At 42.7% G+C, this 17,928-nt stretch carries 14 protein-coding genes; 11 read left to right on the forward strand and 3 right to left on the reverse strand.

What is annotated here, in order from left to right:
- The first annotated feature begins 242 nt into the window (after window positions 1–242).
- The 6 genes from OEG80_RS10540 (at window position 243) to OEG80_RS10565 (ending at window position 7,700) form a co-directional block, all read left to right on the forward strand.
- Window positions 243–1,595: an MBL fold metallo-hydrolase gene (locus OEG80_RS10540; RefSeq protein WP_263240735.1), complete on the forward strand. Its 1,353-nt coding sequence runs from the start codon at window positions 243–245 to the stop codon at window positions 1,593–1,595.
- 279 nt (window positions 1,596–1,874) lie between these two features.
- The gene (locus OEG80_RS10545; protein ID WP_263240736.1) at window positions 1,875–2,288 is read left to right on the forward strand and encodes an Ohr family peroxiredoxin; all 414 of its coding nucleotides are present in this window, start codon (window positions 1,875–1,877) and stop codon (window positions 2,286–2,288) included.
- Between the two features lie 239 nt (window positions 2,289–2,527).
- Window positions 2,528–5,494, forward strand: coding sequence for a DNA polymerase I (polA, locus tag OEG80_RS10550; RefSeq protein ID WP_263240737.1), 2,967 nt, complete (start codon window positions 2,528–2,530; stop codon window positions 5,492–5,494).
- Window positions 5,495–5,686: 192 nt separating this feature from the next.
- Window positions 5,687–6,217 (forward strand): hypothetical protein, encoded by a 531-nt coding sequence (locus OEG80_RS10555; RefSeq protein WP_263240738.1) that lies wholly within the window; start codon window positions 5,687–5,689, stop codon window positions 6,215–6,217.
- A gap of 118 nt (window positions 6,218–6,335) precedes the next feature.
- Entirely contained in the window at window positions 6,336–7,124 is a 789-nt protein-coding gene (locus OEG80_RS10560) for an SDR family NAD(P)-dependent oxidoreductase (protein ID WP_263240739.1), read from the forward strand.
- Between the two features lie 219 nt (window positions 7,125–7,343).
- The gene (locus tag OEG80_RS10565) at window positions 7,344–7,700 is read left to right on the forward strand and encodes a hypothetical protein (RefSeq protein WP_263240740.1); all 357 of its coding nucleotides are present in this window, start codon (window positions 7,344–7,346) and stop codon (window positions 7,698–7,700) included.
- Between the two features lie 86 nt (window positions 7,701–7,786).
- Here the strand turns inward: OEG80_RS10565 and hemH are convergent, their stop codons facing one another.
- The gene (gene hemH / locus OEG80_RS10570) at window positions 7,787–8,806 is read right to left on the reverse strand and encodes a ferrochelatase (protein WP_263240742.1); all 1,020 of its coding nucleotides are present in this window, start codon (window positions 8,804–8,806) and stop codon (window positions 7,787–7,789) included.
- A 511-nt stretch (window positions 8,807–9,317) separates the two neighbouring features.
- Between hemH and metX the strand changes: the two genes are divergently transcribed.
- From metX to trhO, 4 genes are all read left to right on the forward strand, one after another.
- A complete protein-coding gene (gene metX / locus OEG80_RS10575; RefSeq protein ID WP_263242514.1) occupies window positions 9,318–10,640 on the forward strand; it encodes a homoserine O-acetyltransferase MetX in 1,323 nt (440 codons plus the stop codon).
- Window positions 10,637–11,254 (forward strand): methionine biosynthesis protein MetW, encoded by a 618-nt coding sequence (gene metW, locus OEG80_RS10580; protein ID WP_011512781.1) that lies wholly within the window; start codon window positions 10,637–10,639, stop codon window positions 11,252–11,254. Before metX ends, metW begins: the two co-directional genes overlap by 4 nt.
- A 402-nt stretch (window positions 11,255–11,656) precedes the next feature.
- Window positions 11,657–12,238 (forward strand): tetratricopeptide repeat protein, encoded by a 582-nt coding sequence (locus tag OEG80_RS10585; protein ID WP_263240743.1) that lies wholly within the window; start codon window positions 11,657–11,659, stop codon window positions 12,236–12,238.
- A gap of 267 nt (window positions 12,239–12,505) precedes the next feature.
- Window positions 12,506–13,564 carry an oxygen-dependent tRNA uridine(34) hydroxylase TrhO gene (gene trhO, locus OEG80_RS10590; RefSeq protein ID WP_263240745.1) on the forward strand — a complete coding sequence of 353 codons (1,059 nt, stop codon included), beginning with the start codon at window positions 12,506–12,508 and terminating at the stop codon, window positions 13,562–13,564.
- A gap of 124 nt (window positions 13,565–13,688) precedes the next feature.
- Here the strand turns inward: trhO and serA are convergent, their stop codons facing one another.
- Complete coding sequence (gene serA, locus OEG80_RS10595) at window positions 13,689–14,915, reverse strand: phosphoglycerate dehydrogenase (protein ID WP_020442747.1); 1,227 nt, start codon at window positions 14,913–14,915, stop codon at window positions 13,689–13,691.
- 399 nt (window positions 14,916–15,314) lie between these two features.
- Here serA and OEG80_RS10600 point away from each other — a divergent pair, with 399 nt between their 5' ends.
- Window positions 15,315–16,757: an FAD-binding oxidoreductase gene (locus tag OEG80_RS10600; RefSeq protein WP_263240746.1), complete on the forward strand. Its 1,443-nt coding sequence runs from the start codon at window positions 15,315–15,317 to the stop codon at window positions 16,755–16,757.
- A 147-nt stretch (window positions 16,758–16,904) separates the two neighbouring features.
- Here the strand turns inward: OEG80_RS10600 and OEG80_RS10605 are convergent, their stop codons facing one another.
- Window positions 16,905–17,537 (reverse strand): BLUF domain-containing protein, encoded by a 633-nt coding sequence (locus OEG80_RS10605; RefSeq protein WP_020442745.1) that lies wholly within the window; start codon window positions 17,535–17,537, stop codon window positions 16,905–16,907.
- Window positions 17,538–17,928 lie beyond the last annotated feature (391 nt).

Genomic DNA, 17,928 nt, shown 5'->3' on the forward strand with positions numbered 1-17,928 from the left:
TTTGGTGCGCGTATTGTAGCGGATTTATGGTTAAGATACTATTCATCCCTTAGCTTGCAACAGCCTTATTTACACCACTTATCTAGATCCATGATTTTTACAAAACACTCATTTAATTGTATAAGAAACCTGTTTGACAATCAAAACATCATCATACAACATTGATTATTCAAAGATTTTTATTAAAAGAGATAAAAACAATCATATATTAGTCATTGTAAAATTATTAGAAGGAGACAGTTATGTTGCTTGAAAAGATTAAGACACCTGGGCTTGCCCATCTATCTTATCTGGTGGGGTCAGGTGGTCAAGCTGCAGTGATAGATCCTCGCCGTGACTGCGCGATTTATGTAGAAAAGGCACGGGCACAAGGGTTAGAAATCACACATATTTTCGAAACTCATCGCAACGAAGACCTTGTTTCCGGTGCTCCGATTCTAGCAGAAATGACCGGCGCCAGTGTTCTTCACGGTCCGAACCCAGAACAGCCTATCGTCTATGCTCAAACGGTGCGCGATGGTGATTGTTTTACCATCGGTCAGCTTGAAATACGCGTTTTAGAAACGCCCGGTCATACTGATGACCATCTTGCCTATGCTCTATTTGACACAGCTTACCCCGATAAAGCTGTGGCGGTCTTCACCGGAGATGCCCTATTCGTCGGTGACGTCGGCCGTACTGACTTCTATCCTGATAGAGATGAGGAAGTCGCAGGTCTACTCTATGATTCGCTACAAAAAATCTTAGCACTAGGTGATCAGGCAATTATACATCCTGCACACGGCGCGGGCTCTGTCTGCGGATCAGGTATGGCAGAGCGTGAATTCTCTAGCGTCGGTCATGAAAGATTAAATAACCCACGTTTACAATTCACAGATCGCGACGCCTTTATCCGCTTTAAGGTCAGCGAAAACCATTATCAGCCGCCTTATTTCAGACTGATGGAGCGCTTGAACATGGAGGGCGGTACTGCACCTCCGTCTGTTATTCGACCGCGCAGCTTTTCGCTACAGCAGTTGAAAAGCTGCGGTGCCGATCATCTGATTGATATTCGTGAGCCGATGGCTTATGCTTCCGGTCATTTACCTGGAGCGATGAGCCTACCCGTGAGCATGATTTCCGCCTTTGCCGGGTGGTACATCCATGAAGGCGAAAGCTTGGCATTAATTGCCTCTGATGAGGCACAACTCGCCACGGCTATGGAGCATCTGGTTCGGATTGCCCTTGATAACGTATTAGGTGGCTATGTCGGCGTGGTTCCCGCTGCTGCAAAAGGTGAAAAAATGCAGCAAACCCCTATGATTGATACTAGCGAGGTTGAAGCTCGTCTAAAGAATGACACTGAGGGCTGGACCCTACTCGATGTCCGTGATGCCGACGAACGAGATACTGTCGCAATCGAGGGGTCACAACACATTTACGTTGGACATCTTAACAAATGTTGGCGTGAACTTGATAAGAAACATCATTACACCTTGATGTGTGCTAGCGGAGCACGGGCCACAATAGCCGCAGGATGGCTTGCAAGCCAAGGTTTTGAAAACATCGATATTTATCTTGGTTCGATGGGCGCATGGCAAGCAGCTCATAAATAAATCTATAGATACAAGCTGTTTTTATGAACAACGATTTGTTTTGACTAAATCAGTCTTATCGCTTTCACTTTATTGCAACGACTACGTATAGAGAGCTAGTTATAATCTGATTTTACTGAGAAAACTAACTTACAAATTCATATCATACTTTTACTGCCGCTATATAAAGCTTGCCTTGTCCTCTGGTATGCTAGATGGGCTATTTTATAACTAGCTATAACAAGACTCAAAAATACTATCTAGAAATGATGGAAAACAATTTATATAAAAGGATACATTATGGAAACCCTATATTCGACTAAAGCATCTGTCACTGGTGGCCGTGCAGGTAAAGCTAGCGTACAAGACAGCGATTTAACCATCAATATGGTTGCACCCGGTTCTGGTAAAGACGGTAATAACCCAGAGCAACTGTTCGCTATGGGCTATGCTGCTTGTTTTGATGGTGCACTTGGTGCCGTCAAAGGAGCAGAAAAAGCAAAGTTTGATTCTACTACTGAAGTATCAGTAGATTTAAAGAAAGGTGAAGGTCTAGACTTTAAATTGGCCGTTAAAATTCACGTTATCGGTGAAAATACAGAGCTATCAGCGGATGAGTTTCAGCAATTGGTTGAGAAAGCCAATAAGGTCTGCCCATATTCTAAAGCGACCCATGGTAATGTCGATAGCGCAGTAACCTCAGAAGTAAAATAAGTTTCTAGTAACTACAATAGTTACAATGATAAAAAGAACTCAGTTGATCTGGGTTCTTTTTTTATGAATTATCATTTTAGGTCGTACACATCGTAACTGTTTATGCATTCTATTCGTTCATCATCTATTCGGCACGCAGCGCTTTTATCGTTATAATGAAGGTATCTTTTTACTCCATACTTACTGCAAAATATTTACTGACCAATACTTGCGACCCAAAACCTGATAAGTGACTTTCTATGACCGACAACGATCACAACTCCCACTCGCCTATTAATCCCAATACACTACCAAACTTTGCAACGATGCCAAATGTAGCGACAATGGACACCACGCATGTGGACAAAAACCAGCCACCTTTTATTTTGGTCGATGGCTCTTATTATCTGTTTCGTACCTATCATGCGCTGCCAAAAACCATGCAGAATTCGCAAGGGCTAGTCACCAATGCAATACGTGGCACGCTCAATGCACTTTTAAAGCTGATGCGCCGTTATCATCCAACCCATATGGCCGTTTGTTTTGATACCAAATCACCAACCTTTCGTCATGCTATGTCAGAAGAGTACAAAGCCAATCGTCCAAAAATGGATATCGAGCTTGCCGAGCAGATTCCTTATATTCATCGTTTGGTCACTGCGCTTGGGATTCCACTGTTACGTATCGAAGGCGCAGAAGCCGACGATATCATCGGTACGCTCGCCTATCGTGCAGTTGCCGAAGGGCATCACGTGGTTATCTCAACTGGTGATAAAGACATGATGCAGCTGATTAATGACTGCGTCATACTAGAAGATAGCTTCACAGGCAAGATGACTGATAGCGCTGGCGTGGTTGAAAAATTCGGTATCAATCCTGAGCAAATGATTGATTTTTTAACCTTGATGGGCGATTCCTCTGACGGTATCAAAGGCGTGCCCGGTATTGGTAAAAAGACCGCCAAAGATTTGCTCAATGAATATGGCAATATCGATAATATGCTCAAAAATGTCGCCAATATCAAAGGACGTGCTGGCAAAAACTTGCTCGAATATGCCGATGATATTCCGATGAACGCGCAGCTGGCAACCATTGTTACTGATTTAGAAGTGGGGCAAGACTGGCAAGATTTAAAAATAAACACTGATCCTTGCGCCCACATCGATGAGCTACGTGAGCTATATAGTGAGCTCGAATTTAGAAATGAGCTAGCGTCACTTGATCACCCTAATCATCCAGCCAACGCTAATGGGCATGGCACGCAAAGTGTTGCTCATAGTCAGGCTGATGCTGAGTCACAAGCGCAAATCGCTAAATCCCTACAATCAAGCACCATCGGTGATATTACCGATAGCAAAATTCATGATAGAGCATGGCATACTATTTTAGACGAGTCTGCCTTTGACAACTTAGTTCAATTATTAGCATCTGCGCCGCATTTCGTTATCGATACCGAAACCACGAGTGTCTATTGGCGTCAGGCTGAATTGGTTGGCTTGTCTTTTGCTGTGCAAGCACACGAAGCTTATTATATTCCGCTGACTCATGCGCTAGAAGGCGATGAATTAATAGCAAAACAGCTCGACCGCGATACCGTTTTGGCGCGTTTAAAGCCTATTTTAGAAAACCCAAACATCGGTAAAATCGGTCAACATTTAAAGTATGATGCCCATATTCTTAGCCTTTATGATATAAACCTCTTAGGCAATATTCATGACAAACCCAACAATTGGGCGATGGATACCATGCTTGCCAGCTATGTGATTAATGCTGCGATTACTCGCCACGGTATGGATGACTTGGCACGGCACTATCTACAAACGCAAACCATCAGCTTTGAGGATGTCGCTGGTAAAGGCGCTAAGCAAGTGAGTTTCGATCAAGTAGCGATTGATATTGCTAGTGACTATGCGTGTGAAGATGCCGATATTACTTATCAGTTGTTTGATTTGTTTAGCAAAAAACTTGCTGATGATACCAATAACGCTAAGCTACTACATGAACTTGAGATTCCAACAGCGGAAATACTGTGCCAAATGGAAGCCAATGGCATCTTAATTAAGCGTCCGTTTTTAAATGAGCTATCAAAACGCTTTGATGAAGAAATCATTGCCCTAGAAAAACGTGCGTACGAAGTCGCCGGTGAAGAGTTTAATCTTGGCTCTCCTAAGCAGCTTGGCGAGATGTTATTCGATAAGCTTGGCGTCGTGGGTGGCAAAAAAACCAAAACCGGTCAATATTCTACCGGTGAAGCCGTATTATCAAAAATCGACCATCCTTTGGTCGATATTACTTTAGAGTATCGCGGACTCTCTAAACTTAAGAGCACCTATACCGATGCGCTTGATAATGTAGCAGATGCCAAGACTGACCGTGTGCATACCAGCTATCATCAAGCATTGACCAGTACTGGGCGCTTATCTTCGACTGATCCCAATTTACAAAATATTCCTATTCGTACCGCTACTGGTCGCTTGATTCGTCAAGCATTTATTGCGCCAGAGGGTCGAGTCATATTAGCGGCGGATTATTCGCAAATTGAGCTGCGTTTGATGGCGCATTTCTCAGGTGATAAAAATCTAACTCATGCCTTTAATGAAGGGCTAGATATTCATGCCGCCACTGCCGCCGAAGTACTAGGAAAAGAGGTCGCAGAGGTTACAGCAACCGAGCGCCGTAATGCCAAAGCCATTAACTTTGGTCTGCTATATGGCATGAGCGCCTTTGGACTGGCCAAACAGTTACAGATGAGCCGTAGTGAGGCGCAAGACTATATCGATATGTATTTTGAGCGCTATCCTGGCGTCAAAGACTATATGATCAATACTCGTGCCAGCGCTTATGAGCATGGCTATATCGAGACGATATTGGGTCGTAAGCTTTATACCCCTGATATCAATCATAGCAATCGCATGGTCAAACAAGGCGCTGAACGAGCGGCGATTAACGCGCCATTACAAGGTTCTGCAGCTGACTTGATTAAGCTTGCTATGATTGCCGTCGATAAAGTACTACCTAAAGAGCAGGCAAAAATGCTACTGCAAGTTCATGATGAGCTGGTGTTCGAAGTCGATGCCGACAAGGTCGATAAGATAAGCCAATTGATTACTGATGCTATGCAAGATGTCTTAACAGCAACAGCGGTTGAAAAAGGCTGGAACGTCAACTTTGCAGTGCCGCTATTGGTTGAGACGGATAGTGGTCAGAATTGGGATGAGGCGCATTGATTCTTAAGGAGATTTTAAGTAGGTTTAATGCTATTTAAGATACTTGACACTCGCAGCGTAAACTAAAAAAAACAGTCGCGTATTATAATTGTCGGTATAATAAACCTATCTTATTTTTTCCCAAATTATTTTTTAGTCTAAAGTGAGCCTTAGCGCTCACTTTTTTTATTCTAAAAATCAGGAGCGCTTATTTTGGCTGCAGATGGCATTATCGAAATCCCCGGCATTATCTTACTGATAGCCTGTATATTACGTTGCGTGCAATATGTAGTGCAGAGTGAAAGCAAGCAAAGTCTTTATTTTTGGCTGGCATCAGTATTGACGTTTTTTGCGGTGATCCGTCGCGAGTTAAACTATTTACCTGAGTTGTTTATTGATAGCGATTTTTCACTGTTAAATCAGTCCTATGACTGGTGGGAAGATGCGGTACTTCTTATAGTTTATCTGCTTATCGTGGGTTTATTAGCATATACCTGGCGTTATCTCTGGGCAGTACTAAAATCAGTGCCGGTTTATTTATATCTTATGATAGTAGGGTTAGCATTATTAGAATATATGGGCGAAAACGCGATTATGATTCCTAAAGGTTTAGGAGAGATCGTTGAAGAAATGGCAGAAACTGGCGTTTACGCGATTGCATTGACCTATATATGGCGTTTTAAACCGCTTATGTTTGAAAGACGCTTGCCACTTAATAAGCGCTATTCATCATGCCAAGCGTAGCAATCACTGGTCATGATAGCATTTGTCTTAGCGCTAACTTTTAATAGAGAGTTTGCTATACTAAAAGTTAGCGCATTTTTTCAGGCATCATTTATCATCAATCATTAAGCGAGTCATTATGAATATATTCATTACGGGTGCATCACGCGGTATCGGTCTAGCGACAGCAAAACGATTGCTCGCAAAAGGTCATAGCGTCGGTCTTTTTGATATTGACACGGTTGAGCTTGAGCGTGCGATTGATGATAAAACTTTTAAAAAAGCGCTAAAAGGCAATCGTCTCGTCCATGGTCATCTAGATGTCATTGACCCTGAAGCATGGGATACGGCAATCGATCATATGCTGGAGAATTTTGGTGGTATTGATGTCTTGATTAATAATGCTGGCGTATTGGTGAGTGGCGCGTTGCCCAATACTGACTTGGACAAGCAATTGTCATTGATTGATATCAATTGTAAAGGTGTGCTCATCGGCTGTCATAAGCTAGCGCCGCATTTAGCCGACAGAAAAAATGCCAAAATCATTAATCTCTCATCTGCCTCAGCGATATATGGTCAATCTGAAGTGGCAACTTATTCTGCCAGTAAATTCTTTGTCCGCGGTTTAACCGAAGGGCTAAATATTGAATACGCTGAGCTAGGTATCAAAGTGATTGATGTCATGCCACTATGGGTAAAATCCGACATGACGAAAGACATCAAGGTCACCAGTATCGACCGTTTGGGCATCAATCTAAACGTTGACGATGTGGCTAAAACCTTGTGTAAATTAAGCGCTCAGCCGAATCGCAAGCTGTCACGGACTCACTATCCTATTGGCTTTCCTGCGAAAATGCTACATACAGCGTCACAAGTCGCCCCTGACTCATTAATGCGCTTTATCAATAGTAAAATCGGTACTAAATAAATTTAGATTATAAATTTCAAAGGTAACATGACAATATTTAAACGGCTACCAAGATTTGGCAGCCGTTTTTTTACGGTTAAATAAGCAACCTTCGTACATATTTTTAACATCCTGTGACACCTTACTACTAGAGGCAATGATGATAAGCGGACAAAATAGCTATACGACCACATTTAAACCCTACTAGGCTTGTTAACTATAAAAACTAAGGAAGACAGTATGGAACACTCAAAAACCCCGCTACCAGAAGAGATGAATCACATCGAAGGTGATGAAAATATTGATAATGATATCGATGAAGGTCAAAATAACCAAGGTAGCCAAGAGGTCGATTTAGACAATCCTATGCTGCATGTTATCGACAATGATGACTTTGACGATGATGCAGGATTTAATAATTCGCAAGTCGGGAGTGATGCAACCCAAGGTCTTACCCCTGTACATCATCAAAATATCGATGAATCACGTATTGATGAGTTGCTGGTTGAAGAGAATTTAGATGATAGCCATTACCCCAGTATTGCCGACATTGCTGACAAAGACGCGGCAAAACTAAGCCATGACAATGACTTTTAAATAGTACTTTTAGAAAATTATTGATAAAAAAATACCGAACGTGATGTTCGGTATTTTTTTGAATATTCATTTGATATTAAAAACGTTTATGCCCAACCATCCAGAGTCCCTGCCCAACCTTTTACCAATGGCGCACTCATTGCCTCTAACAAGTCTATATGTGCTTCATCAGCGTTGAGCGCTGGAATATAATGGTATTCTTGCCCGCCAGCATGCAGGAAAGTCTCGCGGTTTTCGATAGCCAATTCTTCCAAGGTTTCTAGGCAATCTGCCGAAAACGCAGGACTCAGAATTTGTACCGAGCGCACACCTGAGCTGCCCCACTCTTTGAGTACCACATCGGTATAGGGCTTAATCCATTCTTGCTTACCAAAGCGTGACTGGAAACTGATAATCCATTCATCTGGTTTTAGCCCAAGCTCATGAGCCACTTGTGCCGCCGTACATTTACAGCGCTTCGGGTACGGATCGCCTTTATCAGCATAAGGCTGCGGAATACCGTGAAAGCTAAACATGAGCTTTTCAGGCTTGCCATGTACCGCTTGAAAACGGCGGATGCTATCTGCTAATGCTTTAATATATAAAGGATGAGCAAAGTAATCTTTAACTATCGTTATATTGGGCAAATTACGCTGCTTCAGCGACCACTTAGTAATCGCATCATAAACTGCACCTGTTGAAGTCGCTGAATACTGCGGAAACACGGGTAACATGACGAAATGGTCAACCCCTTCGCTACGCAATTGATCCATGACATCAGGCAAACCCGGATTACCGTAGCTCATCGCGGCATGAACAGACACGCGAAATGGCGCAGCACGTTCAGCCAAACGCTTGTCTAACATCTCAACTTGCGCGTTAAGAATATTGCGCATCGGCGAATCGCCATCCCAAATACTGGCATATGCTTCTGCTACCCGTTTCGGGCGACTTGGCAGCACAAACAGATTGAGGATAATCGCCCATAAGAATTTTGGGATTTCAATCACGCGCGGATCGGACAAAAACTGTTTGAGATAACGACGGACAGCTGGCGCGGTCGGCTCATCTGGCGTACCAAGGTTGACAAGTAAAACGGCAATACGGGGAGGCAGGTCAGGTTTCATAGCAGCACTGTTTTATAGTTAAGTTGATGAAGGAAGCTCTACAAAAGATTGTTAAGACAGTATTCAATGAGCACGCTGTTAGTGTAGCATTTTAACCCTTTATAACGCATGGCAAAAGTGTCCTTGTACAATTTGACACGCAGTTATCACTACTCGCCTACGTCGATAGCGCCTAAAACTTGTAGCAATGACCCAGCATTTTTTTCGATTGGCTTAATAACATAAAAACTAAGTATGAAAGGCTGCGCTTGAAGGTTGTACTCATATGCGCATCGCCCTACAATAGGCAAGCACATGGTCAAAAAACAGTGTAGATAAAACGCTTTTAGTAAACCATTTAAAAATATCGGCAAAACGAGTTGTCGATACAGTGTCCTTCTTATTTTATTGATGATTGTTGTCTTGTGAGGTAGCTTTGAACGCACGCCCTGATAATACCAGTGACCAGTCCGCCACAGATAAAAGCAATGCTAAAGGCAATGCTAAAAGCTCAATCAACACTGAGGAATTATTGAACTCAGTCGGAGTCGTCACGCCCCAGACTCTTCATTTCGCTGAGCCATTAACTCTAGAGTGTAATCGCACTTTACCATCATTCGATTTGATTATCGAAACCTATGGTACGCTTAATAGCGACAAGTCAAACGCTGTGCTTATTTGCCATGCCCTATCAGGCAGTCATCACGCAGCAGGCTTTCATAGCGATGAAGATCAAAAAGCTGGCTGGTGGGACAATATGATCGGACCCAATAAGTCCATTGATACCAATCGATTCTTTGTGGTCTGTGTTAATAATATCGGTAGCTGCTTTGGCTCTACTGGTCCCACGACAATAAATCCAGATAGCAGTCAAGCACAAGTATATGGACCTGACTTTCCTCTGGTCACTATCAAAGACTGGGTCAAGACCCAAGCCATGCTTTCAGATCGCTTGGGCATTGACGTCTGGCATGCCGTCGCCGGTGGTTCAATGGGCGGTATGCAAGCGCTGCAATGGTCAGTAGATTACCCAAACCGTTTAAAACGTTGCGTGGTTATTGCCAGTACGCCCAAGCTGTCTGCGCAAAATATCGCCTTTAATGAGGTAGCACGCCAGTCTATTTTATCTGATCCTGACTTTAAAGACGGACGCTATCTGCTAGCAGGTACTTACCCTCGCCGAGGGCTTATCCTTGCGCGAATGGTAGGACACATTACCTATCTGACTGACGATGCAATGAAAGCCAAGTTTGGCCGTGATTTAAAGTCGGGCAAGTTTATGTATGGCTATGATGTTGAGTTCCAAGTCGAAAGCTATCTGCGCTATCAAGGTGAGCGCTTTAGCGAAAATTTCGATGCCAATACCTATTTGCTCATGACCAAAGCGCTAGATTACTTTGACCCGACACGGGATTATCCATTAGAGTCTGCTATAGATTCGTCGCCAGAATCTTTAGCCTCGTCCTTGGCTGAGTCTGTAAAAGCGGATAGTAGCGAAGATGAGCTAGTAAATACTTTAGCGGACAGTGCGGATATCGACAACATAAGTGCAACCAATCATCAAGAGCTGACCGCATTGAAAGCCGCCTTTGCCCATACTGAATGCCAGTATCTGATTGTGTCATTTACCACGGATTGGCGTTTTGCTCCCGAGCGCTCACAAGAGATTGTCGATGCGCTGATGGCGACTGGTAAACCGGTCAGCTATATCAATGTCGATGCGCCGCACGGGCATGATTCTTTCTTATTTGATATTCCGCGTTATATGGGCGCTGTCAAAGGCTTCCTAAATGCACCATTTATGACTGATAACCGAGACCAAAACAGTCAAAAAACATTAGGAGCGCGCTCATGAGAATGGATCATCAATTGGCTGAGCGTTGGATTGCCCCACACTCACATGTGCTTGACTTAGGCTGTGGTAATGGCGAGCTGCTCGCGCATTTACAGCAAAATCGCGGCGTAACGGGTTATGGACTTGAGATTGACGAGGACAAAATCAATGAAGCCATCGCTAATGGTTTATCCATTGTTGAGCAAGACTTGAATGACGGCTTGGCGCGTTTCGCTGATAATAGTTTTGATACTGTAGTAATGGCACGTGCACTACAAGCAGTCAAATCGCCTGATATACTGTTGCTTGATATGCTGCGCGTCGCTCGTGAAGCAGTTATTACTTTTCCTAATTTTGCCCATTGGCAGAACCGAATACATTTGGGTTTGAAAGGTATTATGCCGGTCTCAGAAGCGCTGCCTTATGAGTGGTACAACACCCCAAATATTCATCTATGTACCTTTAAAGATTTTGAGAAACTGTGCGCGCAGCATGATATTCATATTATCAATCGTTTTGCCGTCAGTGATTCTGAAAAAGGGCATTCACCGTTGATGACAGCATTGATAAGACAAGCGCCAAACCTATTGGCAGATGTCGCTATTTATCGCGTCACCAAACAAAAACCTAAATGATATTTGCTACTGCTAGCTCTTATTAAAAGTAATATTGACACCCATAAGTACAACCTTAACCTTAATAAAGTCTTAATATATTCTTACATCTAAGTAACTCTATGATTTTATTGAGGACAACGAGGTATAGATAGGCAGTAAATCGTGTAATTAGTATTTGAGTTTCGTAAGTTTGGGTGTTAAGCTAGCGAAATAGTGTCAACTGCACCCCGATTAATACCGTTTGTCGGCTTTATTGGAGTCCATTGGCACATGATAACGATTAATTATATTGCTAATAATTAGGTAAGTTGGTCTTGCAAGATGTCGCCTAATTGTTATCGCCGTTTAACTGTCTTTAGCGAGACAATGTTTAGCGGGACAATTTTTTTTGCTTATTAACTGCCTAATTTTGGAGCTGCTATGAAATTATTAAAAGCTGCGTTGTTTACTGCCTTTTTTTCTTGTGCAGGTTTTGCCAACGCTGAGTTAATATCAAACGTACCACTTGATACGTCACGTTTTGAGCTAATGCCTGTCAGCGAGTTGTCCAATCGCGCGGCTCAAGGTAATGATCATGCTCAATTTTATCTGGCCAAGCGTTTGCAAAAAGGCGAAGGTATTGCCAAAAATACCCAACAAGCGATTCAGTGGTATACCAAGGCAGCTCAGCAAGGTGTTGCCCCTGCTCAGCTTAACTTAGCCATCATGTACTTGCGCGGTGAAGGTGTACAACCAAACCTACAACAAGCGCGTGGTTGGTTAGAAAAAGCCGCTATGCGTGGTGATAACCGTGCTAGCTATACACTTGCCTTGTTAGATGAAAAGCAAAAAAATCTAGTCGATGCTTATAAATGGTACGACTTGGCTGCCCGTGATGGCATGCTCGATGAAAAAGTCCGTAATAAAGCCCGTGGCAAAATTGGTCAATTGGCATTAAATTTATCCAGTGCTGATATCGCTAGTGCTCGCAGCAAAGCAGATACTTGGTTTCAGAGTAAATAAGTTTTAATTTACTTTATACAATGAATATGCAAAAAGCTCAGTATTTTACTGGGCTTTTTTATTGACTATTTTTATCATCGCCTATATCTGGCTTAAGAAGGATAAAACACCCAAAATATTCCTAAAATTTGCTACACTACGCGCGCATTAGCTAATTCCACAATCGTGCTAGTGTTATGAATCTTACCAACTCATTCTAACCGTTAATGATAAAAAGCACCTTAACCAAATGCACTAGGTTTGCGACCTAGCCAGCAGGAGAAAAACATGAGTACCTCACAGACTGATAACGTAAAAGCATCAACCCATGCGACCGAATACGACAGCGTGACCAATAATATTGTCGTCGCTGCCCTATATAAATTCACTCGCTTTGCTGACTTTGAAAAGTACCGTGACCCAATTCTAAATACCATGCTCGACAATGACGTCAAAGGCACCTTGCTAATTGCCAGCGAAGGTATTAATGGGACCATTTCTGGCAGCCGCCAAGGTATCGATAACGTCCTAGACTATCTGCGTAGTATCGAAGCGATTGGCAGTTTTACTTTTAAAGCATCTTACACCAATGCCCAGCCTTTTTATCGCACCAAAGTAAAGCTTAAAAAGGAAATTGTCACGATGGGTGTAGAGAATATCGACCCATTGCAATCGGTAGGGCGCTACGTAAAGCCAAGCGACTGGAATGCCTTAATCTCAGACCCTGATGTCATCCTGATTGATACACGTAATGATTATGAAGTAAAAATTGGCACGTTCCAAAATGCGGTCAATCCTAATACCGAAACGTTTCGTGAATTCCCAGAATACGTGGCAAAAGAGCTGGACCCAAGCAAGCATAAAAAAGTCGCCATGTTCTGTACGGGCGGTATCCGCTGCGAAAAATCAACGGCATTTATGCGCGAGCAAGGTTTTGAAGAGGTTTATCATTTAGAAGGCGGCATTTTAAAATATCTAGAAGAAGTACCTGCCAGCGATTCTATGTGGGAAGGTGATTGCTTTGTCTTTGATAACCGTGTCTCAGTCAATCACAACTTAGAAAAAGGCAGTTATGAGCAGTGTTTTGCCTGTCGTATGCCGATTACGCAAGATGAGATGCAAAGCCCTGCCTACATAAAGGGTGAGTCATGTCCGCATTGTATCGATAAAGCGACCGATGAGCAAAAAGCACGCTTTCGTGAGCGTGAGCATCAAATGCAATTGGCACAAAAACGTGGTGAAGCCCATATCGGTAGTGACGTCATTGATGTCGTCGAGAAGCGCAAAGCAGCTAAGGTCGAAGCTCGCCGTCAAACAGACGCAGCCAATAAAACTAAAGCTGGCTAAATTTATGCCTTAGGGACATGGAAAATGCGATAAAAAAAAGAGAGGCTCCTATGAATAGAGCCTCTCTTTTTTGTTATTCGCTATTTATAGCGCTAACTATAAATTCAAACTGTTATTACAAAACTTAAAACAAAATACGCACACGAATTGTCTCTTGAACGTCTTTCAACTGATCTAAAGCCGCGGTTGAGTCATTATAATCGACATCCATAACGAGATAGCCGACATCGCCTTCTGTCATCAAGCTCTGTGCCAAGATATTGATATTTGCTTCAGCAAACAGACGGTTAATCTGTGACAGGACGCCTGGTACGTTTCTGTGGATATGTAGCAGGCGATGCGTGCCTTCTTTAAACGGAATCGATACTTCTGGGAAGTTGACCGCCGTTGCTGTATCGCCTTGGTCAGAATATCGCACAAATTTATCTGCAACTTCCAGTCCAATATTTGCCTGTGCTTCTTGCGTTGAGCCACCGATATGCGGGGTCAAGATGACATTATCGAACTTACGCAGTGGTGATTCAAACTCTTCATCAGCAGATTTTGGCTCTTTTGGGAACACATCAATTGCTGCACCCAAGATTTTGCCAGATTCAAGCACGGCAGCAAGGTCATCAATCTCGACACAAGTACCACGCGCAGCATTGATAAAGTAGCTGCCGTCTTTCATATGCGCAAACTGCGCCGCGCCCATCATGTAGCGTGTGCTTGGCAGATCAGGTACATGCAAAGTCACGATATCAGCAGTAGATAACAGCTCTTCTAAGCTAGCTACTTGGACTGCATTACCTAGTGGCAGTTTGGTCAAAACATCATGATAAATGACTTTCATACCAAAGCTTTCAGCCAATACAGACAGCTGCGAGCCAATAGAGCCATAACCGACGATACCGATGGTTTTGCCGCGTACTTCATGTGAGTTAGTCGCAGACTTACCCCAACCACCGCGATGTACAGTGGCACTCTTTTCAGGGATACCGCGATAGAGCATAATGGCTTCAGCAAGTACCAGCTCAGCGACCGAACGGGTGTTTGAGAATGGCGCATTGAAGACCGGGATACCGAATTCACGAGCAGCATCTAAATCTACTTGGTTGGTACCAATACAAAAGCAACCAATGCCGATAAGCTTATGTGCATGCTGAAGCACTTCACGTGTCAGCTGCGTACGCGAGCGAATACCGATAAAATGAGCATCTTTAATCTTTTCAATCAGCTCATCTTGATCCAATGCATGACTGATATTTTCAATGTTTTGATAACCAGCATCTTTTAATACTTTTAAAGCATTGTCGTGCAGACCTTCAAGCAATAAAAACCGGATTTTGTCTTTTTGGAGTGATAACGCCATGTGAGAACTGTCCTATAATTGTCTTATAAAAATCATCTGAGGGATAAGCTTGGATGAATGAAACGAAAAGAGTCTGGATATCTTACACAAAATTGGGCGGCGATGTTAGCAGATTAGATGAATTATTGGTTATCAATCCTGAAAACTTTTTATGCTATAGTGAATCCTGCTATCCAAATGAGCAAGTACCCCTTCTTTATGCTGTGTACGCATATACAGAGGCAAACTAATAACACTCTACGATTGCGACGACTATTAAATTGCAATAATATACATCGTTAATATTCCCTTAACAACATACATCATTACACACGTTCAGTTATAGCCATTTGGTTATATAATAACTCTTATAATAATCCTCTTTATGCATAGCACTCACGTTGATACCGAGATTTGACCATGACTTCTTTATCTAGCCAAGCCCTACCTGAAACCCATGCAGCTGCTGTTCAAACCATCCTCAGCGCTCTGCTTGATACCCATCAGTTTGATGCCAGCCAAATTAAAACTGATAGTGAAAGCTTAGAACATTGGGGTAAAGACTGGACCAAGCACTTCGCACCCGCACCTGCGGCTATCGTCTTTCCAAAGACTACTGAGCAAGTACAAGCAATTGTATTACTTGCTAATGATCATGATGTGGTATTGACCCCAAGTGGCGGTCGTACGGGATTATCCGCAGGTGCAGTCGCTGCCAATGGTGAGATTGTGGTCAGTATGGATAAGATGAACCATATCGGACAATTTTATCCTGCCGATCGTATGGTTGAGATTGAAGCCGGTGTGGTCACGCAGCAGTTGCAACAGTTTGCTGAATCGAAAGACCTCTACTACCCTGTCGATTTTGCTTCTGCTGGCTCCAGTCAAATCGGCGGTAATATCGGCACCAATGCTGGCGGCATCAAAGTTATCCGCTATGGCATGACCCGTCAATGGATTATGGGGCTGACTGTGGTGACCGGTAAAGGTGATATCTTGCAACTTAATCGCGGTATGGTCAAAAATGCTACTGGCTATGACTTACGTCAATTGTTTATCGGTAGCGAAGGCACACTTGGCTTTGTCACTCATGCACAAATCAAGCTTGAGCGTCAGCCGCAAGACTTAAACGTCATGGTCTTAGGCATGGACAGCTTTAATGATGTGATGAATGTTCTGTCTGCTTTTCAAGCACAGATAGATTTGACCGCGTTTGAATTCTTTGATGACGTAGCGATTGATAAGCTGATGGCACACGGTCAAGTACAAGAGCCATTTGAATCGCGCACCAAATTCTATACGCTATTAGAATTTGAAGCGCCATACGAGCCTATCATGGATAAAGCCATGGCGATATTTGAAGATTGCATGGAGCAAGGCTGGGTCGTCGATGGTGTGATGAGTCAAAGTCTAGCGCAAGCGGAAGAGCTATGGAAACTACGCGAATATATCTCTGAGACCATCTCAGTATTTACCCCGTATAAAAACGATGTCTCAGTACTTATCAGTCATGTCCCTGAATTTATCGCTGAGATTGATCATATCGTCAGTAGCAACTACCCTCACTTTGAAGTCTGTTGGTTCGGTCATATCGGTGATGGTAACTTGCATTTAAATATCTTAAAACCTGAAAATATGAGTAAAGACGATTTCTTTAGCGAGTGTCAAGTCGTCAACAAATATGTGTTTGAGAATGTACAAAAATATGGTGGTTCAGTCTCTGCTGAGCATGGCGTAGGTATGACTAAAAAGCCGTATCTACATTATAGCCGCAGCGAAACTGAGATTGATTATTTACGCGAAGTAAAAAAGGTTTTTGATCCCAATAATATTATGAACCGTGGTAAGATTTTTGATATGTAAGGCGTTCTTACTCTTGATATATCTTTAATTATTAAGGATAAATAGAAAGACGCTCAATCGATAAGATTAGCGTCTTTTTTTATGCTCAAATAACGCTAGTACGATATATTTAAGTGAATCGCCTATATCTTTCTAAAGTGGCATAAACTATACATACAGCAGCGCTAAACCTGCGACGAGCAGCACACTCAAAAAACCCTGAACAACTAAAAAAGCCTGATGCGGCGCAGCGACATGGCGCACCATATTACCTAGCGCATTGTAAGTGATGCCCGCTGCATTGATATGAGGCGGCGTATCAAAATTTTTGATCACTTGTAAGAATAATTCGGTATGATCGGGTCTCCAATCGTGGGGCGAAAATGGCAAAAACGGTGATAGCTGTGCCGCTTGTTTTTTGGTTGCAGGTGACCATAACCAACGTTCCAAAAACAGTAAGCGCATACGCCAATCAGAAAAACTGCGCTGCTTGATGACTTGTACTAATAGCACTTGAATGTTTTTATGACGTGTATCGACATATATACGCTGAATTAGCGTCAGTACTCTGGCTTTTTCACCCTCAATGCACTGCAAAAAATGCCCATTGCCATAGCATAACGTGCCTGTAATACCCTGCTGCTGATTATAATTACGCGCATGACTTTCTACTTCTTCGAATATCGTCGTACTAAAACGCGAACTAAGCGTCATGCTACTGACGTACACCAATTGCACCAGTGCAGTATCTTCAATGTCGTCTAATGTTCTAAAAGCAGCAGTATGAATTTCAGGCGTCATTAAAAATTCCTAACGGGTTAATATTAAATATGAGCAAGGGAAAACAACCAAATAAAATTAAGTATAAATTTATCAAATGATGTCTATACGGGGCAGAAAGACTCACAAAAACCTAGCAAATCTTTACGACGTTTGACTGTCATTAGCTGACGAGCTTGATATCATACCAGTCGACATTTACTTCAATAAAACTATAATCAGCAGTCAATGTACGTTAAAAGGCAGTCAAAGCACCCTTGAAGTGCGATAGAGCCACTTGCAAACTTATAAAAATGCCTCATTAAAATAGATCATATGAGAAACGATCCTTATAACTTATTGTAAATACACAGATAAATGATTGTAACGATTCTCACAGCCTATTGGTATATTTTTCTCAACATTGTTATGC

Origin of the sequence: Psychrobacter sp. SC65A.3, assembly GCF_025642195.1 — a bacterium.
Lineage (GTDB): Bacteria > Pseudomonadota > Gammaproteobacteria > Pseudomonadales > Moraxellaceae > Psychrobacter > Psychrobacter cryohalolentis.